We start from the raw sequence: 24,963 nt of genomic DNA, 5'->3' as shown, positions 1-24,963 counted from the left end.
CGTCAGCCGGGCGTGCGGTCCGCGCGCGCCCGGTCGGCCATCGTGTTGAGCAGCGCCGCGGCGCGCGCCGCGTCGTCCACCGTGACGACCACTCCGCGCCCTCCGGTGCGCTCCACCAGCACGGCCTCGCCCGACCGCAGCACGACACCGACGCGGCCCTTGTCGAAGCCGACCCGCCAGCCCCAGCCGCCGAAGTCCCCGAGCGGACTGACCCGGGTCACCGAGGCCTCCACGACCTCGTCGGCCGGGACGTGGGTCCCGGGCCACCCCAGCACCGAGCGCACGGTGAAGCCGGTCGCGTCGACCCGCACCCGGAAGGCGAACATCGCGGCGAACAGCACAGCCAGCAACACGGGGACCAGCAGCATCGCCCACAGCTGTGCGACGACGGCGAGCACCGTCGTGGCGACGACGGCCCCGATCCCCAGCACGAGGGCCGCACCGCCCTGGGCCGTCCGCATCCAGACGGCACGCTCGCTGTCCGTCAGCGTCGCCCGGGGCGCGTCGGCCGCGACGGGGCGTTCGGCCGGCTGGGCCGGGTCGCCCGGCACGAGCGCCGCGGCGACCACGGCGGGGAGCAGCGGGGCGAGGAGGATCACGGCCAGCGCCCAGCCGGGCAGCTCCGCGGCCTGCGGCGTGTCCAGGCCCCGCTGGAACCCGGCGGTGACGAGCAGGAGCGCGGCGCCGAGGCCCCCGGACCAGACGGCGGCACCGGCCGCCGTCCGCCGGGTGGAGGCGCTGGAGCCCCAGGCCAGGCCGACGACGGCGAACAGGGCCAGCAGGACGACGGCCGTGACCGTCGCCACCGCGATCATGCCGGTGACCGACATCGTGTCGTCCGGGACGCCGCCGGGTCCCCAGTGGGTGGCGACCTGGTCGGGCAGGTCACCACGCCAGCTCCACACCGTCGCGGCCGCGGCGAGGGTGAGGATCAGCCCTGCGAGCGAGGACCACAGGGTCGAACGGCGGGCGCGTCGACGCCAGGCCGGCGTCGGGTCGTGGTGCGTCGTCATCGCTTGAGCTCTTCCTGGAGAAGGGTGGTGGTGGCTTCGGGGGAGAGGCGCGCCTCGCGGGCCGCGGCGACGAAGGCGCGCAGCGCCTCTTCGACGGTCGTCAGGTCCGTCGCGGCGGCCCCGGTGATCACGGCACCGCGTGAGCGCCGCAGGTCGACGAGCCCCTCGTCCCGCAGCTGCTGGTAGGCGCGCAGCACGGTGTGCACGTTGAGGTCCAGCGAGGTCGCGAGCTCGCGTGCCGCGGGCAGGCGGTCGCCGGGGGAGAGGTCGCCGCGGGCGACGGCGAGGTGCGCCTGCGCGACGAGCTGCGCGTACAGCGGCTCGTCGCTCCCGGCGTCGATGGTCCAGAGCATGACTGGATAGTACTAGTTCTATGACAACTAGAACAAGGTCGGGAGAACTCTGCCCGGTGCGACACGGTCGTGGAGGAGGCGGTGCGGTCCTCGGAGGTTCGGACCGGTCAGGAGAAGTGGCGCGGTGCCCCATTGCACCGCACCACGTCCCTTCCTAGTGGCCTGCGCCACAGAGGTTCAAGGCCTGTTGCCGAATCGCAATCAGATGACGTACTCGATGAGCTGCGACGGGTCCTCGATCGTGCGCGGCGTGCTGCGGGATCTGCCGTTCGAGGTCGGGTCCGGCGGCTGCGCGGCGGGCACCTTGTTCTTCGCCGGCACGCCGATGGCGACCGCGCCGTTCGGCACGTCCTTGGTCACCACGGCGTTCGCGCCGATCTTTGCGTCGTCGCCGATCCACAGCGGTCCGAGCACCTTGGCCCCGGAGCCGACCATGACGCGGTCGCCCAGGGTGGGGTGCCGCTTGCCGGGGTTCATGGTGCGCCCGCCCAGGGTGACGCCGTGGAAGAGCAGGCAGTCGTCGCCGACCTCGGCCGTGGCGCCGATGACCAGGCCCATGCCGTGGTCGATGAACAGCCGGCGCCCGATCCGGGCCGCCGGGTGGATCTCGACGCCGGTGAACAGCCGCGAGGCCAGGGACAGCATCCGTGCGGGCATGCGCAGCAGGGGTGACTGCCACATCGCGTGGGCGAGGCGGTAGTGCCACACGGCATGGACGCCGGGGTAGGTCAGGACGACCGACAGCAGCGAGTCCGCCGCCGGGTCCTGGGCGCGCGCGACCTCCGCGTCCTCGCGGAGGAGGCGGAGGAACGCGCGCGCCGGGGAGTCCGCCATGCGATCAGTCCAGCAGGTCCGAGAACAGCACCGTGGACAGGTAGCGCTCGCCGAAGCTTGGGATGATCACGACGATCGTCTTGCCGGCGTTCTCCGGGCGCTTCGCGACCTGGGCCGCGGCGTTCAGGGCGGCACCGGAGGAGATGCCCACGAGCAGGCCCTCCTCGCGAGCGGCGCGCCGCGCCCACTCGACGGCGGTCTCCGCGTTGACGTCGATGACCTCGTCGTAGACCTCGGTGTCGAGGATCTCCGGGACGAAGTTCGCGCCGATGCCCTGGATCTTGTGGGGCCCGGGGGCGCCGCCGTTGAGGATGGGCGACTCCTCCGGCTCGACGGCGACGATCTGGACCTCGGGCTTGCGCTCCTTGAGGACCTGGCCGACGCCGGTGATGGTGCCGCCGGTACCGATGCCGGCCACGACGATGTCGACCTCGCCGTCGGTGTCGGCCCAGATCTCCTCGGCCGTCGTCTCGCGGTGGATCTTCGGGTTGGCCTCGTTGGAGAACTGGCGGGCCAGGATCGCCCCGGGGCGCTCGGCGGCGATCTTCTCGGCGGCCGCGACGGCCCCCTTCATGCCCTCCGAGCCCGGGGTCAGGACCAGCTCGGCGCCGTAGGCGCGCAGCAGCGCGCGGCGCTCCTTGGACATCGTCTCGGGCATCGCGAGCACGACGTGGTAGCCGCGAGCGGCACCGACGAAGGCGAGGGCGATGCCGGTGTTGCCAGAGGTGCCCTCGACGATGGTCCCGCCGGGCTTCAGCTCGCCGGAGGCCTCGGCGGCGTCGATGATCGAGACGCCGATGCGGTCCTTGACCGAGCTGGCCGGGTTGTAGAACTCGAGCTTGGCGGCGACGGTCGCCTCCGAGCCCTCGGTGAGACGGTTGATCCGCACCAGCGGCGTCCGGCCGATGAGCTGCGTCGCGTCGTCGTAGATGGTGGCCATGAGTAAGAGTTCCTTCGTGTCGTGGTGATGCGGTGGTCTGGTCCCGGCGCACCGACGGCAGGCGATCGCCGTCGGCCGGGGCGTCCGGGCGTGGTGCAGGGGGCAGTGGTCCGTGAGCGTCGCGCGGTCGCCACGACCCGGCGGGTCAGGCGTGAGGCGGACGCTCTACCGACAGCAGCAGACCGCGGGGCAGGCGCACATCGGCCGGCGCACGAGGGGCGCGGCAGCGAAGGTGTCGGGGCCGGAGACGAGGGAGAGTGCGATGGTCGTCATCGTGCGTCCCTCCCAGGTGCGCGGGCGCTCGGCGGCGCGTTGTTCTCCGGCGGGTCTCGGACGTCCCGCACGCCGAGCCTAGCCACACCCGCTCCGATCGACAAGATCACGCTCACATATCGAGAGGATCGATGAGTCGTGCTCCGTCGCCGCCGCCCGTCGGAGCCGCCGTGCCACGACGAACGGCCCCGGTCATCAGCATGACCGGGGCCGTTCGTCGCGCTCGGGCGAGCGGGCGACGGGAATCGAACCCGCGTAATCAGTTTGGAAGACTGAGGCTCTACCATTGAGCTACGCCCGCACCGGTCCGGCAGCGGCTCGATGACGAGCAGCCCCGCGGACGGCGGCGCCAGCCTAGCAAAGCCCCACCGGTGCCCGTGCACGGCACGCAGCCGTCCGGTGCACCGACGTCGCGCACTACACTTGCCCACCGGACCCGCCGTCCTCCGGGGCGGACGGGTACCACGGGGTGTGGCGCAGCTTGGTAGCGCATCTGCTTTGGGAGCAGAGGGTCGCAGGTTCAAATCCTGTCACCCCGACCTTCGGGACGACGGGCCGTCGACCTGCCGCCGTGCAGCGTCGGCGGCCCGTCGTCGCTCCGCGCGCCGGGTGTCCGGCGCGCTCGCGGGAGCGCCCTGTGCGAGGCTGGCCGCGACAGCGAGGAGCACGGTGTGACCGCAGCGGACGACGTCAGGCACCCGCGGGCCCCGCGCCGTCGGACGGTGCCCACGCGTCGGTCAGCCGCCCGGGCGCGAGGGGCTCAGCGACGCACGGACCAGCTCGCCCTTGGCCGCCCACGGCATCCGCGCGAACATCCCCCACATGGCGCCCGCCAGCGGGCCCGCGCCCGCGTCGCGGGAGAGGAGCGCCCGCCGACGGGGGGCCGGCAGGCGGCCGAAGCCCTCGAAGAGCTCCAGCGTGCCCGGCGTGCTCAGTCGCAGCAGCGCGCGCAGTCCGACCTCGCGGAGCCGCTCGGCGGTGTCCGGCGGATCCACCTCGGCCGGCACGTCGCCCCGCGCGAGGGCGCGCGCGAGCTCGTCGGTCCGGCGCAGGGAGTGCGCCACGGAGTAGCCGGTGATCCGGTGCCCGCCACGTCCCGCGGTGCCGACGGCCAGGACCCCCGGGGGCGGGGGAGCGTCGCGGCCGCGCATGGGGATGCGCACGACCTCGCGGTCGAGAGGGTGGTCCACCGTGGCCGCGTCGACGCCGCGGGCCAGCAGACGGCGCCGGAGCCGCGTCCGCAGCTCGGCGACGGGCAGTCCCGGCGCGGCGGCCAGGCACGTCTCCTCGAGCAGCATCCGCTCGCCGCCCACGGGGATCGCGTAGAGGAAGGTCGGGGTGGCGGTGGGTCGTTCCTGCTCCGACCAGTCGGTGCGCCAGTCCATCAGCAACGACTCGGCGCCCTGGAGGGCCGGCGCGGCGGCCTCGGTCGGCACGACGATCCCGTAGGCGGTCTGCAGCGGTGCCGGGTCGTCGGGGCGCAGACCGTCGGGTCGCGCACCGCGGGCGTCGACCACCACCCGTGCCTCCCTGCGGAGGGCGCCGACCTGCGCGTCGTCGAGGCGTCCGGCACGGACCTCGACGCCTTCCAGGGACAGGGCGGCCTGCAGCGCGGTGTTGTCCAGGACCAGGTAGGCACGCTGCAGGGGGTGCACGCCGGTCGCCCGCAGCTCGGGGTTCTCGGCCCGTGCCCGCACGACGGAGGCGGGCAGGTCGCCCAGCTCGTCGGCCCAGAGACCGTAGGTCGGCGTCCACACCGCGTCGGGGCGCGGGTCGACCGCGACCACCGACAGGCCGCGGGCCGCGCACCGCGAGGCGAGGGCACGCCCTGCCGGGCCGAGCCCGACCACCGCGACGTCCGCCATGTCCACCTCCGGGCCACACCCTATGTCGACGGGAGACCGCCATGCCCCAACCGCACCTGATCTGGCTGCGCAGCGCCGCGACCGTGCTCATCAGCTGCGTCATCGCGCAGGCCGGCTGGGCGTCGGCCTACCTCGGCGGAGATCCGGACTACCTCGTCCAGCACCGGGTGGGCGCCTGGGTCACCCTGGCGGTCGCCTGGCTGGCGGTCGTCGTCTACCTCGTGCTCCGGCGTTCCGCCGGTCGGGTCAACGTGGCGCTCGCCGTGGCGACGGCGGTGCTGGTGACCGTGCAGTTCACCCTCGGTCGGCTCGGCGGGGACCTGCGGGCGCTGCACATCTTCACCGGCGTGCTGCTCGCGGTCCTCGTGACGGCCCTGACGTCGTGGACCTACCGTCACCGGCTGCCGGAGGAGGCGGCGGGCAGCTCCAGCTCCAGCCCCCGCAGCGTGTAGCCCTCGATGAGGTCGTCCCAGCCCACCTCGGGCTCGGACACCAGGCGCGGCGAGCGTGCCAGGAGCCGGGTGAGCAGCACGTCGGACTCCAGGATCGCCAGGGGCTGGCCGGGGCACTTGTGGGCGCCGTCGCCGAAGGTGAGGCCGGCGGCGTTGACGCCCCGCGGCAGGGACCGGCCGGGGCACAGGTCCAGGCCGTCCTCGTCCAGCGCCCGCGGGTCGGCGTTGGCGGACCGCACGCTCACGTCGACCAGGTCGCCGGCCTCGATCGTCCACGAGCCGTCGCCGTCGGTGATGCTGATCGGCTCCTGCGCGCGTCGGTACAGGTGCCCGACGACCGGCTCCAGCCGGATGATCTCGTGCAGGATCGCGAAGCGCTCCTCCTGGCCGGCGACGACGTAGCGCTCGCGCAGGGCGTCGTCGCGCAGCAGGTGCCAGGCGGCCATCGTGACGAACTCGCGCGTGGTCACCATGCCCGCCGTGCCGTACGTGACGCACTCGACCAGGATGTCGACGTCGGTGTAGCCCTCGTCGACCAGGTGGCTGATGATGTCCTCGCGGCGCTCCGTGCGACGCGCCCGGATCGCCGGGCGCACGTCCGCGAGGTAGAAGCGCGCGACCGGCAGGAGCCCGTTGACGGCCGCCCGCATCCACTGGCGTCGCGTGCGGCCCAGGTCGCGGCGGGTGATGTCGAAGGGCGGCTGGCGGAAGAAGCTCACCAGCCGGCGCGACATCCGCGGCACGGACGACTCGGTCAGCCCGACCGCCTCCGCGGTGACCTCGACGGTGTAGTGCAGCGCGAGCTCGTCGAGCACCAGCCGGCCGCCGGGCGGGGTCCCGCCGAGCAGCCGGTCGGCGCACTCCTCCATCTGCGCGGTGTAGCGCTCGGCCACGACCACGGGCGCGAAGAAGCGGGCGACCTTGCGGCGCTGCTCGTCGTGCTGCGGACCGTCCGAGATGAGGATCGGGTGGTGCTTGAGTCGCTGGGGGATGGCCTCGGCGGTGAAGCCGGCCTGCGTCGTGGCGTGCCGCGCGCGCAGCACCTGCCGCGCCGCCTCCAGCGACCGGATGCGCCACACCGTGCTGACCCCGTGGCCGCCGTCGGCCCCCTGCCGCTCGACGCGAGGCGTGCTCGGCTCGCGCGGGCGCACCGCCCGCCGTCGGCCCGTCATCGCCGCCCGACGGGCAGGCGGTCCCGCACGGTCCGCGCGGTCCGGGCCACGGCTGCTCCCGCCGCCGACAAGTCCGGCCGACGCCGGAGCACACCCTGCAGCGGGACGGTCCAGACGTCCTCGCCCCGCACGTCCCAGCCCTGCAGCAGGTGGTTGGCGGCGAGCACGCCGGTCACTGCGGCGCGCTCCATGAGGGCGATCGGCCAGTCGACCCGGAGCCCGTCGCCCGCCAGGGCCAGGCCCGGGTACGGGGTGTCGACGGTGAGCCGGTCGCGCCACGGGCCGGTGCCGACCAGCCCGCAGTCGTCCTCGACGAGGAGCTCGGAGTGGACCGCCTGCAGCCCGCGGGTCTCGGGGTAGACCTCGTGCAGGGCGTCCAGCAGCCGTGTGCGCAGACGCGAGGTGTCGAGCCCGCGCGGCCCGTCGCCGGCCAGGTCGGGGTCCCCCTCGGGGTCCACGGCGTAGCCGTGCAGCTCCACCACGGAGCCGCCGTGCTCGAGCGCCCAGTCGGCCGCTCCCTGCTCGAACCGCTCCAGGACCGTGACGTTGTCGAGCAGGTCGTAGCCGGACGTGCCCAGGAAGGCCTCCCGCTCCGGCGCGACCGTGCCGTCGAGCCAGAGCCGCAGCACGGCGAAGGGCGGGGCGTTGCGGCCGGCGGCGACGCGGCGGTGCCACTGCTGCCGCTCGGCGGCGTCGAGGCCGTGGTCCGGCTCGTCGGCGAGCGGTGCGAGCAGGCTGCGAGCCGCCCGGGGGTCGGTGGCGACCACGACGGCGTCCGCGACAAGCTCCTCGGACGAGGTGCCCACGTGCCAGGTCCCGTCCTCGTCCCGGGTGAGCGACGCGGCCCGCGTACCGGTGCGCACGTCGACGCCCAGCCCGCCCAGGTAGCGGCCCAGCGGGGCCCACAGCGCGGTGTCGTAGTCGTCGTCGGGGACGTCGAAGAGCAGTCCCTCCGAGGACCCGGCGAAGTAGGTGTGGAACATGCCGACCAGCTCGCCGGCCCCGAAGTCGGTGGGGTGGGCGAAGAAGGACCGGGCGAACACCTCCAGGGCGAGGTGCCGCGCGCCCTCGGGGAAGCGCAGGCGGTCGAGGAAGTCCTGGGCGGACTCGCCGTCGTAGCGCTCGTGGCTGGCGGGGTAGGAGACCGAGACGAGCTCGACGGCGCTGGGCAGGTGCACCTTGGTCAGCGCGGTGATCGGGAAGGTGGGGCTGCGCACGACGAACGCCGCGAGGTTGACCGGCGGGGTCAGCGGCAGCGCCGCGAAGCTGTCGGTGAGGCCGTCGCCGCGGCGCAGGGGGTAGTCGGGGACGGGCATCAGGTGGGCCAGCGTCGGGTCGGCGCGGCGCAGCAGCGCCCGCAGCGTGTAGTACTGGCGGAAGAAGGCGTGGAAGCCGCGGCTCATGGTGCGGCCGTCCTCGTCGGCGCCGTCGACCGGCCACGCGCGGACCCGCCCGCCGAGCTGGTCGCAGGCCTCGAGCACCGTCACCCGTACGCCCCGCTCGGCCAGGATCGCCGCCGCGGCCAGGCCGGCGATGCCGCCGCCGACGACGACCACGTGCTGGTCGTCGTCGACACGCTCGGCGCCGGGCGCTGCCGGGTGGAGGACGGCGGCGCCGTCGCGGCCGGGCGGGACGGGTCGGCTCATGCGGTGTCCTTCTCGGGTCGGCGGGCCAGGACGGTGTGCAGGATGCCCCGCTGCCAGCCCGTGCCGGTGTGCCAGCGGACGTCGGTGAGCCCGGCCCGCTCGAGGCGTGCCTGGAGCTGGGCGGTGCTGTCGTTGTCGACGACGCTGCGCCACAGGTAGCGGTAGATCGCCGGGTTGCCGCGCACGAGGAAGGACAGGGGCATGACGACGCCCCAGCAGACGACGGTCCAGACGGCCGAGGCGACCCGGTCGTGCTTGACGTGGTAGTCCTGCAGCGCCACCCAGCCGCCGGGCTGGACTTGGTCGCGGATGGCGGTGACGACGTCGTCGCGCTGGTCCTCGGGCACGTTGCGCAGCAGGTAGGCGGCGAACGCCCCGTCGGCGTCCCGCCCCACATGGTCGCGCGCCACCTCGGGCAGGGACTGGGCGAAGGCCTGCACGAACCGGACGCCGTCCGGCCAGGGCTTCTCCCGGGCGCGGTCCAGCATCCCGGCGGAGGCGTCCAGCCCGACGATCTGCGTCTCGTCGCCGGCGGCCTCGATCAGGGCCCGCGTGGACAGCCCGGAGCCGCACCCGAGGTCCCACAGCACGAGAGCCTCGTCGGCGGAGCGACGCGGTAGCCGCGAGACCAGCGCGCGTGCCGCTGTGCTCAAGGCCTGGTGGTAGCCCGGGTTGAGCCGGGTCAGCAGGTCGTAACGGTCGGCGGCGCGGTCGAACTCGTCGGAGAGCTGCGCTCCCCGCGTCTCGACAGGACTGACGGCGGCGGGGCGTTTGCGGAGCACGTGCACACCTTACGACGCCGGTGCGGCGAACTCCCTGATGCCACCCGGGCCCGTCGCGCCCGGTGTCGTCGGTCAGGTGACCAGCACGAGCACCAGGCCGCCGAGGGCGAGCAGGCTCGTGCCGGCGCACATCGCCGCGATCCGGCGGCCGTGCCGCAGCCGGGGGACCTCTCGGCGCAGGTGGACGTCCGTGTGCCGGGCGTGGCTGCGGGCGAACCACCAGCCGGGCGCGGTGAGGAGCAGCGCGAGGGCGGCCGCCAGCAGCAGGGCGCGGGCGCTCCGGGCCGCGGGCAGCACCTGGACGGCCACCAGGCAGGCCGCCGTGAACGACAGCAGCGTGCGTCGCCAGGCCAGCGCGGTGCGCTCGGCCCACAGCCCGGGGGCGCCCGCGTCGGTCGGTCCGTGACCGGGGGACGGGCCGGTCATCGCAGCAGCAGCGCCAGCAGCAGCAGCACCCCGACGGTCGTCATCGTCGCCACGAGCACGAACCCGGTGATCGCGCCCGGCAGCGCGGCGTCCTCCCGCATCGCCCGCTCGGTGCGGGCCCACTCGACGGCCGCCACGACGGGGACGCTCGCCCCGGCCAGCAGCAGGACCACCGCCGAGGCGAGCCGCAGGTGGGGTTCCATCGGCAGGTCGAGCGCCTCCAGGGCCGTCCCGCCGGCGATCAGGCCCAGGGAGGTGCGGATCCAGGCCAGGACGGTCCGCTCGTTGGCCAGCGAGAAGCGCGGGTCGGGTTCGCGACCCCGGGAGTAGACCCAGCGCGGGAAGCGTTCGGGGTGCGGTCGCGGTTCGCTGGTCGTGTCCCCGGGCGGCATGCGGATCCCTTCGCGGTCGCGGTCCGACGGCCTCTCGTCGCTCATCCTGGCACCGACGCCGGACGGCGGCGCGACGAGCGGGCGCGCGGCGAGCGGGCACGACGAGCGGCCGCGGCTGCGCGCGCGGCCGGCGCGCGGCACACCTAGGTTGGACCCGCCGTCGCCCCGTCCGAAGGAACCCGATGACCTCCTCCGTCGACCCGTCGCCCGTCGAGAACGCCGCCCCGCCGGGCGACCCGCGCGTCGCGAGACCGCCCGAGCACGGCGGCGAGAGCGCCACGACGGTGGTCGTCGCCTTCGTCGCCAACGGGCTCGTCGCGGTCGCCAAGTCGGCGGCCGCCCTGCTCACCGGGTCGGCGTCGATGCTGGCCGAGGCCGTGCACTCGTGGGCCGACACGGGCAACGAGGTATTCCTGCTCGTGGCGTCGAAGAGGTCGCGCCGGCCCGCCGACCGCGGGCACCCGGTCGGGTACGGGCGCGAGGCCTACGTCTGGTCGATGTTCGCCGCCATCGGTCTGTTCGCCGTCGGTGCGGGCGTCTCGATCACGCACGGTGTCCAGGAGCTGCTCGACCCGGAGCCGGCCGAGGACCTCGGCATCGCCTACGCCGTGCTCGCCCTGGCCTTCGTCCTCGAGGGGGTGTCGTTCCTCCAGGCCGTCCGTCAGCTCCGTGGGGAGGCGCGCCGCGCGCGGCAGGACCCGTTCGAGCACGTGCTGCGGACCTCCGACCCGACGCTGCGCGCGGTCGTCGCCGAGGACGCGGCGGCGCTGGTCGGCCTCGTCATCGCGTTCGCGGGCGTGCTGGCCCACCAGCTCACGGGCTCGGCGGTGCCGGACGCGATCGGGTCGATCGCCATCGGCGTGCTGCTGGCCGTGGTCTCGCTCGTGCTCGTGGACCGCAACCGGCGGTTCCTGGTGGGCGAGGAGGTGCGTCCCGCCGTCCGGGACGCGGTCCTGGCCCGGCTGCTGGCGCTGCCGACGGTGGACCGGGTGACCTACCTGCGGATCGAGTACGTGGGTCCCCGGCGGCTGTACCTGGTGGCCAGCGTCGACCTGGCGGGGGAGGAGCGCGAGACCGCCGTCGGGCGACGGCTGGACGAGCTCGAGCGTGCCGCGACCGGTCACCCCCGCGTCGCGGGAGCCGTGTTCACGGTGTCCACGCCGGAGGAGTCGTCCCTGGTCCCGGCGGTGGACGACCGGAACGACCCGCCCGCCGACCGGTAGGCTCGAGGGCGTGACGGACCCGAACGACCCCTACGCCGCCCCGGGCGGCGAGCACCCGCAGCAGCACCCGACGCAGCCGGCGCCGCCGACGCAGCCGGCCTCGTCGGCCACGCCGCCGACCCCGCCGGGCGACTCGTTCGGGCCTCCGGCCCCGCCGGCTGGCTACGCCGCCGCGCCGCCGCCGTCCTCGGTGCCGTCCTCGGTGCCGCAAGGAGCGGCCTACCCGTCGTCCGCCGGAGCCTGGCAGTCCGGACCGCACCAGCCGGGGTCGCCGTACGGTGCCTGGCCGTACCCGGTGCGCCGGACCAACGGCCTGGCGGTCGCCTCGCTGGTGCTGGGCATCCTCTGGCTCTACTGGGTCGGGAGCGTCCTGGCCCTGATCTTCGGGTACGTGGCGCTGAGCCAGATCAAGAAGGCCCCGGTCTCCGCCCCGCAGGACGGTCGCGGGCTGGCGATCGCCGGGGTCGTGCTCGGGTGGGTCGGGGTGGCGACGCTCGCGATGCTGAGCTTCTTCCTCGTCGCGGTGTCCACGGCTCCCGTCGGCTACTGAGCGCCCCCCGGACCCGGCGAGGAGGACCTGCGCGCTGCAGCACGGCTTGCCGCGCGTGCACCTCGAGCCCGAGACCACCGACGGCGTGACCGCCATCGCGCTCACCCCGGGTGCCGCACCGGTTCGGACCCGTCGGTGACGAGACACCCGGCCGGCGCACCCGCGGGGTGTCGACGCCGTGGCGTTCGCCACCGGAGGGCCGGTGCCCGGCGCTCCGTCACGTGGCGTATGATCGATGGGTTGCCCGTGCGCTCGTCGTGCGGACGCCGGGCGACAGGCATCGCAAGCATCCCGCGCCGCACCATCCCGCGCCGGCCCGCTCCGGCAAGACGCGCGCGCACGCACCCGACACGTTGGAGACCATCGAAGTGAAGAGCGCCGTCGAGACCCTGGAGCCCACCAAGGTCAAGCTGACCGTCGAGGTGGAGTACGACGAGCTCAAGCCGAGCATCGACCACGCCTACAAGCACATCGCGGAGCAGGTGAACATCCCCGGCTTCCGCAAGGGCAAGGTCCCCCCGCGCATCATCGACCAGCGCATCGGCTGGGGTGCCGTCATCGAGCACGCCGTGAACGAGGGCCTGTCCGGCTTCTACCGCGACGCCGTGAGCGCCGAGGAGCTGCGCCCGCTGGGCCAGCCCGAGGTCGAGGTCACCGGCATCCCGGAGAAGGCCGGCGAGGGCCAGCTGGAGTTCGTCGCGCAGGTCGAGGTCCGCCCGGAGCTCGAGCTGCCCGAGCTGTCCGCCATCGAGCTCACCGTGGAGTCCACCGAGGTCTCCGACGAGGACGTCGCCGAGCGTCTCGACTCGCTGCGCGAGCGGTTCGGCATCCTCGTGGGCGTCGACCGCCCGGCCGTCGAGGGCGACTACGTCGTCATCGACCTCAAGGCCATGGTCGGCGAGGACGAGGTCGACTCCGTCTCCGGCGTCTCCTACCAGATCGGCGCGGGCAACATGCTCGAGGGTCTGGACGAGGCGCTGACCGGTCTGTCCGCGGACGAGACCACCACCTTCACCACCAACCTCGCCGGTGGGGAGCACGAGGGCGCCGAGGCGACGGTCACGGTGACCGCCACCTCCGTCAAGGAGCGCGAGCTGCCCGAGGCGGACGACGACTTCGCCCAGATGGCCTCGGAGTTCGACACCCTCGAGGAGCTCAAGGCCGACCTGCGCCAGCAGGTCGCCTCCTCCAAGTCCTCCGACCAGGCCGTCGCCGCGCGCGACGCCCTGCTGGAGAAGCTGCTCGAGGCCGTCGAGGTGCCGGTGCCGTCCGGCGTCGTCGAGGCCGAGGTGCACCGCCACCTCGAGCAGGAGGGTCGTCTCGAGGACGACGAGCACCGCACCGAGGTCACCGCGGACGCCACCAAGGCGATCACGAACCAGATCCTGCTCGACACCCTCGCCGAGAAGCTCGAGGTGCAGGTCGGCCAGGGCGAGCTCATCGAGTACCTGGTCCAGGCCTCCCAGCAGTACGGCATGGAGCCGCAGCAGTTCATCCAGACCCTCGACCAGTCGGGCCAGATCCCGGCCATGGTCGGCGAGGTCGCGCGGTCCAAGGCGCTCGCCGTGGCCCTGCGCGACATCGAGGTCAAGGACGCGGACGGCAACGTCGTCGACCTGACCGAGTTCATCGGGTCCGAGGAGGACGACGAGGCCGCGGCCGCCGCCACCGAGGCCGCGCAGTCGGAGATCGCCGACGCCGAGTCCGGCGAGTCGGCCGAGTCGGCGGACACCCCGGACTCCGCGGAGTCCGGCGACTCCGCCGAGGAGACCGGCAAGGCCTGACGCCACCGCCGCACGACGACGGCCCGCATCCTCCACCCGGAGGGTGCGGGCCGTCGTCGTCCCCGGCGACGTGCCGCTGTGCGCCTGCAGCGAAACAGGGCGCTCCGGGGACTCGGCGGGCACGCCCTGCACGTTAGGGTCGAGCGACAGCGAAGCGAAGGAGACGGACGTGAACGACCTGCTGCAGATGGGCTCAGCGGCACCTGAGGCCCGCGCCGACGGCCCGGGCTTCGGCCTCAACGACTCCATCTACAACCGGCTCCTCAAGGAGCGCATCATCTGGCTGGGCTCGGAGGTGCGCGACGACAACGCGAACGCCATCTGCGCGCAGATGATGCTGCTCGCGGCGGAGGACCCGGACAAGGACATCTACCTCTACATCAACTCCCCGGGCGGCTCGATCACGGCCGGCATGGCGATCTACGACACCATGCAGTTCATCCAGCCGGACGTCGCCACGGTCGCGATGGGCATGGCCGCCTCGATGGGGCAGTTCCTGCTGTCCTCGGGTGCCAAGGGCAAGCGCTACATCACCCCGCACGCGCGGGTCCTGATGCACCAGCCCTCCGGTGGCGTCGGCGGCACGGCCACCGACGTGCGGATCGGCGCCCAGCTGATCATGCACATGAAGAAGGTGCTCGCGGAGCTCACGGCCGAGCAGACCGGCCAGCCGCTCGAGAAGATCCTCAAGGACAACGACCGCGACAGCTGGTTCACGGCGGACGAGGCCCTCGAGTACGGCTTCGTCGACCGGGTCGTCGCCAACGCTGCCTCGGTGTCCGGGGGCGGCGGCACGACCGCCAGCTGACCCCACCCCGGTCGATCGAGACCCCTGACGACTTCCCACCGAGGAGAACCATGAGCCACTCCGCCGAGTACCAGTTCGCGATGCGGGCCGAGCGTCTCGCCGGCGACGCCGCCCGCCCGGGCGGGATCGCGCTGCCGCACGGCGCCCCGTCGTCGCGCTACGTGCTCCCGCAGTTCGAGGAGCGCACGCCGTACGGCTTCAAGCGCCAGGACCCGTACACGAAGCTGTTCGAGGACCGCATCATCTTCATGGGCGTCCAGGTCGACGACGCGTCGGCCGACGACATCATGGCCCAGCTGCTCGTCCTGGAGTCCCAGGACCCCGACCGCGACGTGATGATCTACATCAACTCCCCGGGCGGGTCGTTCACCGCGATGACCGCGCTCTACGACACGATGCAGTTCATCAAGCCGCAGATCCAGACGGTCTGCCTCGGGCAGGCGGCCTCGGCCGCGTCCGTGCTGCTGGCCGCGGGTCAGCCCGGCAAGCGCCTGGCGCTGCCGAACGCCCGCGTGCTGATCCACCAGCCGGCGATGGAGGGCGGCGGCTACGCCCAGGCCTCCGACATCGAGATCCACGCCAACGAGCTCATCCGGATGCGCGAGTGGCTCGAGGAGACGCTGGCCCGGCACACCGGCAAGGACGTCGAGGAGATCCGCGACGACATCGAGCGCGACAAGATCCTCACGGCCGCCGAGGCCAAGGACTACGGCCTGGTCGACCAGGTGCTCGAGTCCCGCAAGCCGGGTCAGATCCGAGCCTGAGAGCCCCGGGACCACCGGTGACGACATCGCGCGCGACCCGGGTGCCGACCACGAGGTCGGCACCCGGGTCGCGCCACACCGGGCCGTCTCTGCTGACAACGGGGCCGGTGTGGTGTGGAATGGTCGAAGGACGCGCACGAGACAAGGAGGCCCGCGGTGGCTCGAATCGGTGACGGTGCAGACCTGCTCAAGTGCTCCTTCTGCGGGAAGTCGCAGAAGCAGGTCAAGAAGCTGATCGCTGGGCCCGGCGTATACATCTGCGACGAGTGCATCGACCTGTGCAACGAGATCATCGAGGAAGAGCTCGGTGAGACGACGGAGCTGGGGCTGACCGAGCTGCCCAAGCCGCGGGAGATCTTCGACTTCCTCGAGCAGTACGTCATCGGTCAGGACCCCGCGAAGCGCGCGCTCGCCGTCGCGGTCTACAACCACTACAAGCGGGTCCAGGCGCCCCCGCCGTCCAAGGACGACGAGGACTCGGTGGAGATCGCCAAGTCCAACATCCTGCTGATCGGGCCCACCGGGACCGGCAAGACCTACCTGGCGCAGACGCTGGCCAAGATGCTCAACGTCCCGTTCGCCATCGCCGACGCGACGGCGCTGACGGAGGCCGGCTACGTGGGCGAGGACGTCGAGAACATCCTGCTCAAGCTGATCCAGGCCGCGGACTACGACGTCAAGAAGGCCGAGACGGGCATCATCTACATCGACGAGATCGACAAGGTGGCCCGCAAGGCCGAGAACCCGTCGATCACACGTGACGTCTCCGGCGAGGGTGTCCAGCAGGCCCTGCTGAAGATCATCGAGGGCACCAGCGCGTCGGTGCCGCCGCAGGGCGGGCGCAAGCACCCGCACCAGGAGTTCATCCAGATCGACACCTCGAACGTGCTGTTCGTGGTCGCCGGGGCGTTCGCCGGGCTGGACGACATCATCGCCTCCCGCGCCCGTCAGCGCGGCATCGGCTTCTCCGCCCCGATGGAGTCCACCACCGACGTGGACCTCTTCTCCGAGGTGCGCCCCGAGGACCTGCACAAGTTCGGCCTCATTCCCGAGTTCATCGGCCGCCTGCCCGTCATCGCCTCCGTCTCGCCGCTGGACCGCGACGCGCTCGTGCGCATCCTCACCGAGCCGCGCAACGCTCTGGTCAAGCAGTACCAGCGCATGTTCGAGATCGACGGCGTGCGCCTGGAGTTCGCCGACGACGCGGTCGAGGCGATCGCCGAGCAGGCGCTGCTGCGGGGGACCGGTGCCCGCGGGCTGCGGGCCATCATGGAGGAGGTCCTGCAGCAGGTGATGTTCGACGTGCCGAGCCGTGACGACGTCGAGGGCGTGGTCATCAGCCGCGAGGTCGTCGAGGAGAACGTCAACCCGACGATCGTGCCGCGGTCCTCGGGACCGGTGCGCAACCGCAAGTCCGCCTGACGTCCCGCCCGGCCCGACGACGGGTGCGCCGCCTGGCATGGTCGGCGGGCGGCCACATGGCGGGCGGGCGCCCGCACCGCGCGTGCCGACCGTAGGATCGTGGGCATGGCTGAGCCCTTCGACGAAGCACCCGTGCCCGAGACCGGTCGGGCGCTGCCGACCGAGATCCTCGGGCTGCGCAGCACGATCGACAACATCGACGCCGCGCTGGTGCACCTGCTGGCCGAGCGGTTCCGCGCCACGCAGCGCGTGGGCGAGCTGAAGGCGACCGAGGGCCTGCCGCCGGCGGACCCCCAGCGGGACCGCCAGCAGATCGACCGGCTCAAGGCGATCGCCTCCGGTGCCGGGCTGGACCCGGAGTTCGCCGAGCAGTTCCGTCACTTCATCGTCTCCGAGGTCATCCGCCGCCACGAGCGGATCGCCGCCGAGCACGCCGCGGCCGGACGGGCCGAGGACGTGCCCCCGCTGGACACCTACAGTTGAAGGGGTTCCGGCTTCTGAGCCGCTGACACGGTCCGCACCGGTGGTCCCGGCCACCGGGCGGCGCCGCGTCCTCCGAGGTCGCGCGACCCTGTGCCCAGCGGGGATGCGCCGACCGGCGATCCGTCGCACGCTGGAGGTTCACAGCCGACGGACGCGAGGGAGATCTGCATGAAGATCGATTGGCTCAAGCCCTTGGTCGGACACCCCGGCCCGTTCGCGACGGTCTACCTGGACGCGACGCGATCGGTCGAGGCCGGCGACAAGGATGTGGCGAACCGGTGGCGTTCCGTGCGCCGCTCGCTCGCCAAGCAGGGCGCCACGGACACCGTCCTGAGCGACCTGGACGCCTCCGTGGACCGCCCGACGTGGGTGCACGGCCCGCACGGCCGAGTGCTCATCGCCGACGACGAGGGGGTGCTGGTCGACCGGGTCCTGCGCGAGCCGCCGCCGGTGATGGCGGGGGTCTGGCACCGCGTCCCGAGCCTGCTGCAGGCGGCACGGTCGGCCGACGAGGAGGTCGACGCGCTCTGCGTGGCCATCGACCGCTCGGGTGCCGACTTCTTCGCGGTGGGCTCCGACGGGCGTCCCGCCGGCGAGAAGGACACCTTCGAGGGGCCGGACGACGAGATCTCCAAGACGTCCAGCACGTCGACCAAGCGGTCGGTCATCGAGTCGCGCGCCGAGGACTCGTGGCACCGCAACGCCGAGGCGGTGGCCGGCGAGATCGACCGGCGCGTAGCCGAACGCCGCCCGGAGATCGTGCTGATCACCGGCGACGTGCGGGCCGTGCACATGGTGCGGGACGCGCTCGGCCAGCAGGCCGCCCAGGTCACCGTGGAGGTGCCCGGCGGGGGTCGCGACGACGGCGTGCACGTGGGTCCCTTCGCGGAGACCGTCGCGGACGCTCTCGACTCGTTCCGCGAACGCCGTCGCGAGCAGGTCCTGGCGGAGCTGCGCGAGGGGCTCGGCCGCGAGGCGGGGGCCGTGACCAGCATCGGGGACGTCGCCCAGGTCCTGGCGCGCGGCCAGGTCAAGCAGCTGGTGCTCTCCGAGGAGCTGGCCGACGACGCGGCCCGTGCCCTGCACGCCTGGGTCGACGGCTCGGTCGAGGAGCCCGGACTGGGCGGTCTGCTCAACGGCTTCCAGCTGTTCATCGGGCCCGACCCGATGCACATCGCCGCCTCGCGGGCCGAGCTCGAGGGCGTCGGCGAGCTCGAGGAGCTGCCGGCCGCGACCGCGCTGCTGCGTGCCGCCATCGGGCAGGACGCCGGGCTCGTCTTCGCCCCGGAGGGCTCGGTCGAGCTCCGGGACGGTGTCGGGGCCACGCTGCGCTGGCACGACGGCGGGACACCGCACGAGTCGGCCGCCACCATGAGCGGCGACGACGGTCGTGTCTCGGCGGCTCACTAGGACGAGGCACGAGAAAGGCGACGGGGAGGGTCGCGGCACGATCGTCCATCGCGAAGTGCAGGGCGCGCAGCGCCCGTGAACGCGATCGTGCCGCGACCCTCCCCGTCGCCGGGTCGGGGCGGTGTCAGCCGCGCGGCTTCTTGGCCGGCGGCTCACCCAGCTCGTGCTCGACGACGACGATCCCGCCCTGGACGTCGGGGTCGCCCTGGCCGTCGGTCGCCTCCACGAGCTCCAGGGGGCCGGTGACACGGCCCGCGCCGCGCAGGTCCACCATGGCGGACTCGACGCCCGGCAGCAGGTGCGCCGGGACCGCGACGGTGCCGGACAGGACCGGGGTCTTCATGGAGACCTTGGCGGCCGACTTCAGCTTGCGCAGCGCGGCCAGGGCGTGGCCGGCCGCGGTGAGGCCGGTCGGGTCGACGTCGGCGGACGCGTCCCGCAGCGGCTGCGCCGTCGGCCACGGGGCCCGGTGGACGGACCCGGTGCGCCACCAGGACCAGACCTCCTCGGTGGCGAACGGGATGAACGGGGCCAGCAGCCGCAGCATCGCGTCCAGGGCGATCGCCAGGGCGGTGCGGGCCGAGAGCGTCGCGGCCGAGACCTCGGCAGCTTCGGACCCGGCGCCGTAGGCGCGGTCCTTGACGAGCTCGAGGTAGTCGTCGCAGAACGCCCAGAAGTAGGACTCGGTGATCTCCAGGGCGCGCGTGTGGTCGTACGACTCGAGCGCGGCGGTCGCCTGGTCGACGACGTCGGCCAGCCCGGCCAGCATGGCGCGGTCCAGGTCGACGGTGACGGCGGCGGGGTCGAGCACGATCTCGCCGGCGCCGGACTCAGGGTCCACGCCGAAGGTCAGGGCGAACTTGGAGGCGTTGAGGACCTTGATCGCCAGCCGGCGACCGATCTTCATCTGGCCGACCTCGAAGGCCGCGTCCGTGCCCAGGCGGGCCGCTGCCGCCCAGTAGCGCACGGCGTCGGACCCGTGCTCGGTGAGCAGGTCCATCGGCGTGACGACGTTGCCCTTGGACTTGGACATCTTCTTGCGGTCGGGGTCGAGGATCCAGCCGCTGATGGCCGCGTTCTTCCACGGCAGCACGCCGCACTCCAGGTGCGAGCGCACCACGGAGGAGAACAGCCAGGTGCGGATGATGTCCTGGCCCTGCGGACGCAGGTCCATGGGGTAGACGCGGTCGAACAGGTCGGCGTCGCGCTCCCAGCCGGAGACGATCAGGGGGCTCAGCGACGACGTCGCCCAGGTGTCCATGACGTCGTTGTCGCCGACGAACCCGCCGGGCTCGCCGCGCTGGTCCTCGGTGTAGCCCGCGGGCGCCTGCGACGTCGGGTCCACGGGCAGCTCGGCCTCGGACGGCGTGATGAGGCGGTCGTAGTCCACCTCGCCGTGCTCGTCGAGCCCGTACCAGACCGGCACGGCCACGCCGAAGAACCGCTGGCGGGAGATGAGCCAGTCGCCGTTGAGGCCGTTGACCCAGTTCTCGTAGCGCACCCGCATGAAGTCGGGGTGGAAGTCGAGCTCCTTGCCGCGCGCGAGCAGCTCGGCCTTCAGGTCGCGCTGCTCCCAGGCGCGGCCCCCGTTGCGGATGTACCACTGGCGGGAGGTGACGATCTCGAGGGGCTTGTCGCCCTTCTCGTAGAAGTTCGTCATGCGCTGGGTGGGCGAGGGCTCGCCGTCCAGGTCACCGGACTCGCGCAGCGCGTCGACGACGGCGGTGCGGGCGCTGAACGCGGTCTTGCCGGCGAGGCCCTCGGCGTACAGGTCGGCGCCGGGGCCGCCCGCGATCCACTCGGGGGTCTCGCGGGTCAGGCGGCCGTCGCGGCCGATGACGGAGCGCGTGGGCAGCTGCAGCTCGCGCCACCACTGCACGTCGGTGAGGTCGCCGAAGGTGCAGCACATGGCGATGCCGGCGCCCTTGTCCATGGCGGCGGCGTGGTGGGCGAGCACCGGCACCTCGACGCCGAACAGGGGCGAGGTCACGGTGGTGCCGAACAGGTGCTGGTAGCGCTCGTCGTCCGGGTGGGCGATGAGGGCCACGACGGACGGCACGAGCTCGGGGCGCGTGGTCTCGATGTACACCGGCTCACCGGTCGCGCCGTCGCCGGCACGGTGGAACGCGACGCGGTGGTAGTGGCCGGGGTACTCGCGGGCCTCGAGCTCGGCCTGGGCGACGGCCGTCTGGAAGGTGACGTCCCACAGTCCCGGGGCCTCGGCCTGGTAGGCCTCGCCGCGCTGCAGGTTGCGCAGGAAGGCGCGCTGGGAGGCGGCGCGCGAGGTGGCGTCGATGGTCTGGTAGGTCTGCGACCAGTCCACGGACAGCCCGAGCCGGCGCCACAGCTCCTCGAACTGGCGCTCGTCGTCGGCGGTCAGCTCCTCGCACAGCTCGATGAAGTTGCGGCGGCTGATCGGCACCTGGTCGCCGGGCTTGACCTTCTTGCCCTCGGTGCCCTGGTGCGGGGGAACGAAGTCCGGGTCGTACGGCAGCGACGGGTCGCAGCGCACGCCGTAGTAGTTCTGCACGCGACGCTCGGTGGGCAGGCCGTTGTCGTCCCAGCCCATCGGGTAGAAGACTTCCTTGCCCCGCATGCGCTGGAAGCGCGCGACGACGTCGGTGTGGGTGTAGCTGAACACGTGACCCACGTGCAGCGAGCCGGAGACGGTCGGCGGCGGGGTGTCGATGGAGTAGACCTGCTCGCGGGTGGCGGAGCGGTCGAAGGCGAACGTGCGCTCGGCGGCCCAGCGCTCGTCGAACTTCTCCTCGAGGCCGTCGGTGCTGACCCTGTCCGGTACCTCCCGGACCACCGCGCGCACGACGTCGTCGGCTACGGGGCCGGACGTGGAGGTCGCTGCGGAGGTCTGCTCGGGCGCGGTCGGCGCCCCGGGGTTCGGGAAGTCGCTCATGGTGCCTCATTGTCCCAGATCCCCCGGGAGGGGCGGACGCGCTTTCACCACGTGAACGTCCCGGCGGCCGGGCTGGCGCCGAGCTCAATTCTCTGACTAAAGTCAGCGAAATGAGCGTGACGGATCCTGTCGACGTCCTGCGCCGGTTCAACCGCGGCTACACCCAGCGGGTCGGTGCGCTGGAGGAGTCCTTCCTCGGGCTGGGGATGCCGCTCGGCACCGCCCGGCTGCTCTACGAGATCGGCGTCGAACCGGGCACGACCCGGTCGTTGCGCGCACGCCTCGGGCTCGACTCGGGGTACCTGAGCCGGTTGCTGCGCCGGCTGGAGGACGACGGTCTCGTCGCGCTCGGACCCGACCCGGTCGACCGGCGTCGGCGCCGCGTGGCCCTGACGGACGCCGGCCGCCGGACCTGGGACGAGCTCGAGCGGCGCTCCGCCGAGCGTGCCCACCGCCTCGTCGACCCGCTCACCGAGCGTCAGCGCGCCCGGTTGTCCGCGGCGCTGGCCGAGGCCGACCTGCTCGTGCGCGCCGCCACCGTCGATCTGGAGACGATGGAGCCGACCACGCCCCTCGCGCGGCGCGCCGTCGCCGCCTACCTCACGGAGGTCGGGACACGGATCGGGGGCGCGGGCACGTTCGACGTCGAGGCCGAGCTCGCCGCCGACGCCGGACGGCTCGCCCCGCCGCACGGCGCGTTCGTCGTCGCCACCTCCGCGGGCGCACCCGTCGCATGCGGCGGGGTCCAGGCGCTCGCCGGCGACGGCGCGGAGATCAAGCGGATGTGGGTCGACGACGCCTGGCGCGGCGCCGGGCTCGGGTCCCGGCTGCTGCGCCGCCTGGAGGAGCTCGCGCGCGAGCTCGGGCACGCCGTCGTCCACCTCGACACGAACGCCGTGCTCACCGAGGCGATCGCGATGTACGAGCGGGCCGGCTACCGGCAGGTCGAGCGGTACAACGACAACCCGCACGCCACGCACTTCTTCGCGAAGGACCTCGCCTGAGGGCGGCGTAGGGTCGGGACATGGCAGCTTCGAAGGACCTCACCGTCGGCTACGCCGCGATGCTCGAGCAGTTCCACCCGACCGACGTGGTCGACTACTCCGCCTACGCCGAGGAGCACGGCTTCGACGGCGTCATGGCCGCCGACCACTTCCAGCCGTGGGTGCCGCAGCAGGGGGAGGCCGCGTTCGTCTGGAACGTGCTGACCGCTTTGGGCGAGCGCACCCGCGGGGACATCGGCCCCGGCGTGACGTGCCCCTCCTTCCGGTTCCACCCGGCGATGGTGGCGCAGGCCTCGGCGACCCTCGCCGCGATGTACCCGGGCCGGCACTGGCTCGGCCTGGGTTCGGGCGAGGCGCTCAACGAGCACGTCACGGCCGGCTACTGGCCCGAGGCGCCCGAGCGGATCAACCGCATGTTCGAGGCCATCGACATCATCAAGAAGCTCTTCGCCTCCGGTGTCGACGGCAAGGACGTCAAGCACTCCGGGCAGTTCTACAAGATGGAGTCCACCCGGCTGTGGACCATGCCCGAGGTCCCGCCGGAGATCCTCGTGGCCACCGCCGGGCCGATCACGGCCAAGCGGGCCGGCAAGCACGCCGACGGCCTCATCACCGTCGGGGCGCCGCTGGAGAAGATCGAGATGCTGTTCGGACGGTTCGAGGCCGGCGTCAAGGAGTCCGGCCGGGACGCCTCGACGATGCCGAAGGTCCTCCAGGTGCACATGTCCTGGGCCGAGACCGACGAGGAGGCCATGGCCAACGCCATGACCGAGTGGCCGAACGGCGGCATGAAGTTCCCCAAGGCCGACATCCGCTCGCCGCACGACTTCGCCCAGATGGCCAAGCTCGTCCGCCCGGAGGACTTCTCCGGTCGGATGGTGGTCTCCGCGGACCCCGACAAGCACCGCGAGGCCATCCAGCAGTACGTCGACCTCGGCTTCGACCGCATCTACCTGCACAACGTGGGCCGGAACCAGAAGGAGTGGATCGAGGTCTTCGGCCGCGAGGTGCTGCCGAAGCTGGTCCGGTGACGGCTGTCCTCGACGGTGCCCGCCTGACGCTGTGGGCGCCGGCCGGGCTGGGGGAGGTCCGTCCCGGCGACGACCTCGCGGCGCTGGTCGGCGACCTGCTCGCCCGCGACGCGGAGGGTTCCGGCGACCCGCTCGCCGAGGGCGACGTCGTCGTGGTGACCTCCAAGATCGTGTCCAAGGCCGAGGGCCGCGTCGTGCGCGCCACCGACCGCGAGCAGGCGATCACCGACGAGACCGTGCGGGTCGTGGCCACCCGCGAGCGACCCGACGGGCTCCCGCCCCTGCGCATCGTGGAGAACCGGCTCGGTCTCGTGATGGCCGCGGCCGGGGTGGACGCCTCGAACACGCCGGACGGCACCGTGCTGCTGCTGCCCGAGGACCCGGACGCCACCGCGCGCTCGGTGCGGGCGGCGCTGCGGGACCGGTTCGGTCTCGACCGGCTCGGCGTCGTCGTCACCGACACCGCGGGCCGCCCGTGGCGCGACGGCGTGACCGACGTCGCGATCGGCGCCGCCGGGCTGCGCGTGGTCGACGACCTGCGCGGCGGCGTGGACTCGCACGGGCGGCCGATCTCGGTCACGGTGACCGCGGTGGCCGACGAGATCGCCGCGGCCTCGGAGCTGGTGCGCGGCAAGGCCTCCGGCCGGGCCGTGGCGGTGGCGCGCGGGCTGTCCCGGTTCGTGCGCGGGGGGACCGGGCCGGACGGCGACGGCCCGGGTGCCCGGGTCCTGGTGCGGACGGGGCCCGACGACCTGTTCCGCGAAGGCACCGCCGAGGCCTACGCGCGGGGTGTCGCGGACGGTCGCGCGAGCCGCTAGGCGTGGCGTCGGTCGTCAGGAACGGGTTCGGTCGGACAACGGACCGAACCCGTTCCGGAGGACCGAACTCTCTGCGGAGGTCCGGCGGTCAGTCCGGCGTGACGGGCGACGGCTCGCCGCCGGTGAGGCGCACCAGCTCGTCGAAGGTCGTGGGGAACACCGTCCGGGCGTGCCCGGCGGCCGCCCAGACGACGTCGAGGTCGGCCAGGGCGGTGTCCACCACGGTGCGCACCGGAGCGGGGTGCCCCACCGGCGCCACGCCGCCGATCACCTGTCCGGTCGCCTCCTTGACGACCTCCTTGGACGCGCGCCCGACACGACCGCCGAGGCGGTCGCCGAGGAAAGCGGTGTCGACGCGGTGCGCGCCGGAGGTCAGCACCAGCAGCGGGGTGTCGTCGAGGGTGAAGACGAGCGAGTTGGCGATCGCGGCGACCTCGACGCCCAGGGCGTCGGCCGCCGCCGCGGCGGTGGTCACGGCGTCGTCGAACCAGCGGATCCCGCGCGCCGCGTCCGTGGCTCCGGCCTCGACCAACGCGGCACGGACCTGCTCGACGGCGGGGTGTGAAGTCGTCGGGGAGCTCATGGTGCTGCAATATAGCCGTGGCGA

24 protein-coding genes and 2 tRNA genes are annotated in these 24,963 nt (G+C 73.1%); 13 read left to right on the top strand and 13 right to left on the bottom strand.

All coding sequences use genetic code 11. The features are described 5' to 3' along the window. Positions 1-2: 2 nt before the first annotated feature. The 5 genes from V5O49_RS07870 to V5O49_RS07850 form a co-directional block, all read right to left on the bottom strand. Positions 3-1,013: a DUF1648 domain-containing protein gene (locus V5O49_RS07870; RefSeq protein WP_332901725.1), complete on the bottom strand. Its 1,011-nt coding sequence runs from the start codon at positions 1,011-1,013 to the stop codon at positions 3-5. Next, positions 1,010-1,366: a GntR family transcriptional regulator gene (locus V5O49_RS07865; protein WP_332901724.1), complete on the bottom strand. Its 357-nt coding sequence runs from the start codon at positions 1,364-1,366 to the stop codon at positions 1,010-1,012. The genes V5O49_RS07870 and V5O49_RS07865 overlap by 4 nt, the downstream gene beginning before the upstream one ends. 201 nt (positions 1,367-1,567) lie before the next feature. Further along, on the bottom strand, positions 1,568-2,200 hold the full coding sequence (gene cysE / locus V5O49_RS07860) for a serine O-acetyltransferase (RefSeq protein WP_332901723.1): 633 nt from the start codon (positions 2,198-2,200) through the stop codon (positions 1,568-1,570). 4 nt (positions 2,201-2,204) lie between these two features. Further along, positions 2,205-3,140, bottom strand: coding sequence for a cysteine synthase A (gene cysK, locus V5O49_RS07855; RefSeq protein ID WP_332901722.1), 936 nt, complete (start codon positions 3,138-3,140; stop codon positions 2,205-2,207). Between the two features lie 503 nt (positions 3,141-3,643). Continuing rightward, a tRNA-Gly gene (locus V5O49_RS07850) sits at positions 3,644-3,714 on the bottom strand. Positions 3,715-3,878: 164 nt separating this feature from the next. Here V5O49_RS07850 and V5O49_RS07845 point away from each other — a divergent pair. Next, a tRNA-Pro gene (locus V5O49_RS07845) sits at positions 3,879-3,952 on the top strand. A 198-nt stretch (positions 3,953-4,150) separates the two neighbouring features. On the opposite strand, the gene V5O49_RS07840 is transcribed toward V5O49_RS07845, so the two are convergent. Further along, a complete protein-coding gene (locus V5O49_RS07840) occupies positions 4,151-5,278 on the bottom strand; it encodes a lycopene cyclase family protein (protein ID WP_332901721.1) in 1,128 nt (375 codons plus the stop codon). A 41-nt stretch (positions 5,279-5,319) separates the two neighbouring features. Between V5O49_RS07840 and V5O49_RS07835 the strand changes: the two genes are divergently transcribed. Next, the gene (locus V5O49_RS07835) at positions 5,320-5,730 is read left to right on the top strand and encodes a COX15/CtaA family protein (RefSeq protein ID WP_332901720.1); all 411 of its coding nucleotides are present in this window, start codon (positions 5,320-5,322) and stop codon (positions 5,728-5,730) included. Here V5O49_RS07835 and V5O49_RS07830 read toward each other — a convergent pair. From V5O49_RS07830 to V5O49_RS07810, 5 genes are all read right to left on the bottom strand, one after another. Then, complete coding sequence (locus V5O49_RS07830; RefSeq protein WP_332901719.1) at positions 5,673-6,902, bottom strand: cytochrome P450; 1,230 nt, start codon at positions 6,900-6,902, stop codon at positions 5,673-5,675. The genes V5O49_RS07835 and V5O49_RS07830 overlap by 58 nt on opposite strands. Further along, positions 6,899-8,548, bottom strand: coding sequence for an FAD-dependent oxidoreductase (locus V5O49_RS07825; RefSeq protein ID WP_332901718.1), 1,650 nt, complete (start codon positions 8,546-8,548; stop codon positions 6,899-6,901). Before V5O49_RS07825 ends, V5O49_RS07830 begins: the two co-directional genes overlap by 4 nt. Beyond that, positions 8,545-9,330 (bottom strand): methyltransferase domain-containing protein, encoded by a 786-nt coding sequence (locus V5O49_RS07820; RefSeq protein ID WP_332901717.1) that lies wholly within the window; start codon positions 9,328-9,330, stop codon positions 8,545-8,547. Before V5O49_RS07820 ends, V5O49_RS07825 begins: the two co-directional genes overlap by 4 nt. A gap of 72 nt (positions 9,331-9,402) precedes the next feature. Further along, positions 9,403-9,756, bottom strand: coding sequence for a DUF202 domain-containing protein (locus tag V5O49_RS07815; protein WP_332901716.1), 354 nt, complete (start codon positions 9,754-9,756; stop codon positions 9,403-9,405). Further along, entirely contained in the window at positions 9,753-10,193 is a 441-nt protein-coding gene (locus V5O49_RS07810; RefSeq protein ID WP_405001151.1) for a YidH family protein, read from the bottom strand. Before V5O49_RS07810 ends, V5O49_RS07815 begins: the two co-directional genes overlap by 4 nt. A gap of 137 nt (positions 10,194-10,330) precedes the next feature. Here V5O49_RS07810 and V5O49_RS07805 point away from each other — a divergent pair, with 137 nt between their 5' ends. The 8 genes from V5O49_RS07805 (at position 10,331) to V5O49_RS07770 (ending at position 18,592) form a co-directional block, all read left to right on the top strand. Beyond that, positions 10,331-11,371 carry a cation diffusion facilitator family transporter gene (locus V5O49_RS07805; protein ID WP_332901715.1) on the top strand — a complete coding sequence of 347 codons (1,041 nt, stop codon included), beginning with the start codon at positions 10,331-10,333 and terminating at the stop codon, positions 11,369-11,371. A 10-nt stretch (positions 11,372-11,381) separates the two neighbouring features. Further along, positions 11,382-11,921 carry a DUF4190 domain-containing protein gene (locus tag V5O49_RS07800; protein WP_332901714.1) on the top strand — a complete coding sequence of 180 codons (540 nt, stop codon included), beginning with the start codon at positions 11,382-11,384 and terminating at the stop codon, positions 11,919-11,921. A gap of 368 nt (positions 11,922-12,289) precedes the next feature. Continuing rightward, positions 12,290-13,705: a trigger factor gene (gene tig / locus V5O49_RS07795; RefSeq protein WP_332901783.1), complete on the top strand. Its 1,416-nt coding sequence runs from the start codon at positions 12,290-12,292 to the stop codon at positions 13,703-13,705. A 187-nt stretch (positions 13,706-13,892) separates the two neighbouring features. Then, on the top strand, positions 13,893-14,513 hold the full coding sequence (locus V5O49_RS07790; protein WP_278237464.1) for an ATP-dependent Clp protease proteolytic subunit: 621 nt from the start codon (positions 13,893-13,895) through the stop codon (positions 14,511-14,513). 50 nt (positions 14,514-14,563) lie between these two features. Continuing rightward, entirely contained in the window at positions 14,564-15,277 is a 714-nt protein-coding gene (locus V5O49_RS07785; protein ID WP_332901713.1) for an ATP-dependent Clp protease proteolytic subunit, read from the top strand. A gap of 156 nt (positions 15,278-15,433) precedes the next feature. Next, positions 15,434-16,699 carry an ATP-dependent Clp protease ATP-binding subunit ClpX gene (gene clpX, locus V5O49_RS07780; RefSeq protein ID WP_332901712.1) on the top strand — a complete coding sequence of 422 codons (1,266 nt, stop codon included), beginning with the start codon at positions 15,434-15,436 and terminating at the stop codon, positions 16,697-16,699. A 105-nt stretch (positions 16,700-16,804) separates the two neighbouring features. Further along, positions 16,805-17,182 carry a chorismate mutase gene (locus tag V5O49_RS07775; protein ID WP_278236987.1) on the top strand — a complete coding sequence of 126 codons (378 nt, stop codon included), beginning with the start codon at positions 16,805-16,807 and terminating at the stop codon, positions 17,180-17,182. Between the two features lie 168 nt (positions 17,183-17,350). Then, on the top strand, positions 17,351-18,592 hold the full coding sequence (locus V5O49_RS07770) for a baeRF2 domain-containing protein (protein ID WP_332901711.1): 1,242 nt from the start codon (positions 17,351-17,353) through the stop codon (positions 18,590-18,592). Between the two features lie 124 nt (positions 18,593-18,716). Here the strand turns inward: V5O49_RS07770 and valS are convergent, their stop codons facing one another. Further along, a complete protein-coding gene (gene valS / locus V5O49_RS07765; RefSeq protein WP_332901710.1) occupies positions 18,717-21,503 on the bottom strand; it encodes a valine--tRNA ligase in 2,787 nt (928 codons plus the stop codon). A 110-nt stretch (positions 21,504-21,613) separates the two neighbouring features. On the opposite strand from valS, the gene V5O49_RS07760 reads away from it, so the two are divergent. The 3 genes from V5O49_RS07760 to cofE are packed head-to-tail and all read left to right on the top strand — an operon-like array spanning position 21,614 to position 24,356. Continuing rightward, positions 21,614-22,507, top strand: coding sequence for a bifunctional helix-turn-helix transcriptional regulator/GNAT family N-acetyltransferase (locus V5O49_RS07760; RefSeq protein WP_332901709.1), 894 nt, complete (start codon positions 21,614-21,616; stop codon positions 22,505-22,507). Positions 22,508-22,527: 20 nt separating this feature from the next. Next, positions 22,528-23,538, top strand: coding sequence for a TIGR03557 family F420-dependent LLM class oxidoreductase (locus V5O49_RS07755; protein WP_332901708.1), 1,011 nt, complete (start codon positions 22,528-22,530; stop codon positions 23,536-23,538). Next, positions 23,535-24,356, top strand: a complete 822-nt coding sequence (cofE, locus tag V5O49_RS07750; protein WP_332901707.1) for a coenzyme F420-0:L-glutamate ligase — start codon at positions 23,535-23,537, stop codon at positions 24,354-24,356. The genes V5O49_RS07755 and cofE overlap by 4 nt, the downstream gene beginning before the upstream one ends. A gap of 88 nt (positions 24,357-24,444) precedes the next feature. On the opposite strand, the gene V5O49_RS07745 is transcribed toward cofE, so the two are convergent. Further along, positions 24,445-24,939 carry a YbaK/EbsC family protein gene (locus V5O49_RS07745; RefSeq protein ID WP_332901706.1) on the bottom strand — a complete coding sequence of 165 codons (495 nt, stop codon included), beginning with the start codon at positions 24,937-24,939 and terminating at the stop codon, positions 24,445-24,447. Positions 24,940-24,963: the final 24 nt, after the last annotated feature.

This window comes from Isoptericola haloaureus (assembly GCF_036689775.1).
Taxonomy (GTDB): Bacteria; Actinomycetota; Actinomycetes; order Actinomycetales; family Cellulomonadaceae; genus Isoptericola; species Isoptericola haloaureus.
This window is presented reverse-complemented; position numbering and strand designations above follow the sequence as displayed.

Excerpts from the sequence above, each read along its gene's own strand:
- V5O49_RS07745 (WP_332901706.1), bottom strand. The coding sequence starts at position 24,939 with ATGAGCTCCCCGACGACTTCACACCCCGCCGTCGAGCAGGTCCGTGCC.
- V5O49_RS07865 (WP_332901724.1), bottom strand. The coding sequence starts at position 1,366 with ATGCTCTGGACCATCGACGCCGGGAGCGACGAGCCGCTGTACGCGCAG.
- V5O49_RS07785 (WP_332901713.1), top strand. The coding sequence starts at position 14,564 with ATGAGCCACTCCGCCGAGTACCAGTTCGCGATGCGGGCCGAGCGTCTC.
- V5O49_RS07835 (WP_332901720.1), top strand. The coding sequence starts at position 5,320 with ATGCCCCAACCGCACCTGATCTGGCTGCGCAGCGCCGCGACCGTGCTC.
- V5O49_RS07790 (WP_278237464.1), top strand. The coding sequence starts at position 13,893 with ATGGGCTCAGCGGCACCTGAGGCCCGCGCCGACGGCCCGGGCTTCGGC.
- V5O49_RS07825 (WP_332901718.1), bottom strand. The coding sequence starts at position 8,548 with ATGAGCCGACCCGTCCCGCCCGGCCGCGACGGCGCCGCCGTCCTCCAC.
- V5O49_RS07805 (WP_332901715.1), top strand. The coding sequence starts at position 10,331 with ATGACCTCCTCCGTCGACCCGTCGCCCGTCGAGAACGCCGCCCCGCCG.
- V5O49_RS07870 (WP_332901725.1), bottom strand. The coding sequence starts at position 1,013 with ATGACGACGCACCACGACCCGACGCCGGCCTGGCGTCGACGCGCCCGC.
- V5O49_RS07755 (WP_332901708.1), top strand. The coding sequence starts at position 22,528 with ATGGCAGCTTCGAAGGACCTCACCGTCGGCTACGCCGCGATGCTCGAG.
- cysE (WP_332901723.1), bottom strand. The coding sequence starts at position 2,200 with ATGGCGGACTCCCCGGCGCGCGCGTTCCTCCGCCTCCTCCGCGAGGAC.
- V5O49_RS07810 (WP_405001151.1), bottom strand. The coding sequence starts at position 10,193 with ATGAGCGACGAGAGGCCGTCGGACCGCGACCGCGAAGGGATCCGCATG.
- valS (WP_332901710.1), bottom strand. The coding sequence starts at position 21,503 with ATGAGCGACTTCCCGAACCCCGGGGCGCCGACCGCGCCCGAGCAGACC.
- V5O49_RS07840 (WP_332901721.1), bottom strand. The coding sequence starts at position 5,278 with ATGGCGGACGTCGCGGTGGTCGGGCTCGGCCCGGCAGGGCGTGCCCTC.
- V5O49_RS07760 (WP_332901709.1), top strand. The coding sequence starts at position 21,614 with ATGAGCGTGACGGATCCTGTCGACGTCCTGCGCCGGTTCAACCGCGGC.
- V5O49_RS07815 (WP_332901716.1), bottom strand. The coding sequence starts at position 9,756 with ATGACCGGCCCGTCCCCCGGTCACGGACCGACCGACGCGGGCGCCCCC.
- V5O49_RS07775 (WP_278236987.1), top strand. The coding sequence starts at position 16,805 with ATGGCTGAGCCCTTCGACGAAGCACCCGTGCCCGAGACCGGTCGGGCG.
- V5O49_RS07830 (WP_332901719.1), bottom strand. The coding sequence starts at position 6,902 with ATGACGGGCCGACGGCGGGCGGTGCGCCCGCGCGAGCCGAGCACGCCT.
- cysK (WP_332901722.1), bottom strand. The coding sequence starts at position 3,140 with ATGGCCACCATCTACGACGACGCGACGCAGCTCATCGGCCGGACGCCG.
- V5O49_RS07770 (WP_332901711.1), top strand. The coding sequence starts at position 17,351 with ATGAAGATCGATTGGCTCAAGCCCTTGGTCGGACACCCCGGCCCGTTC.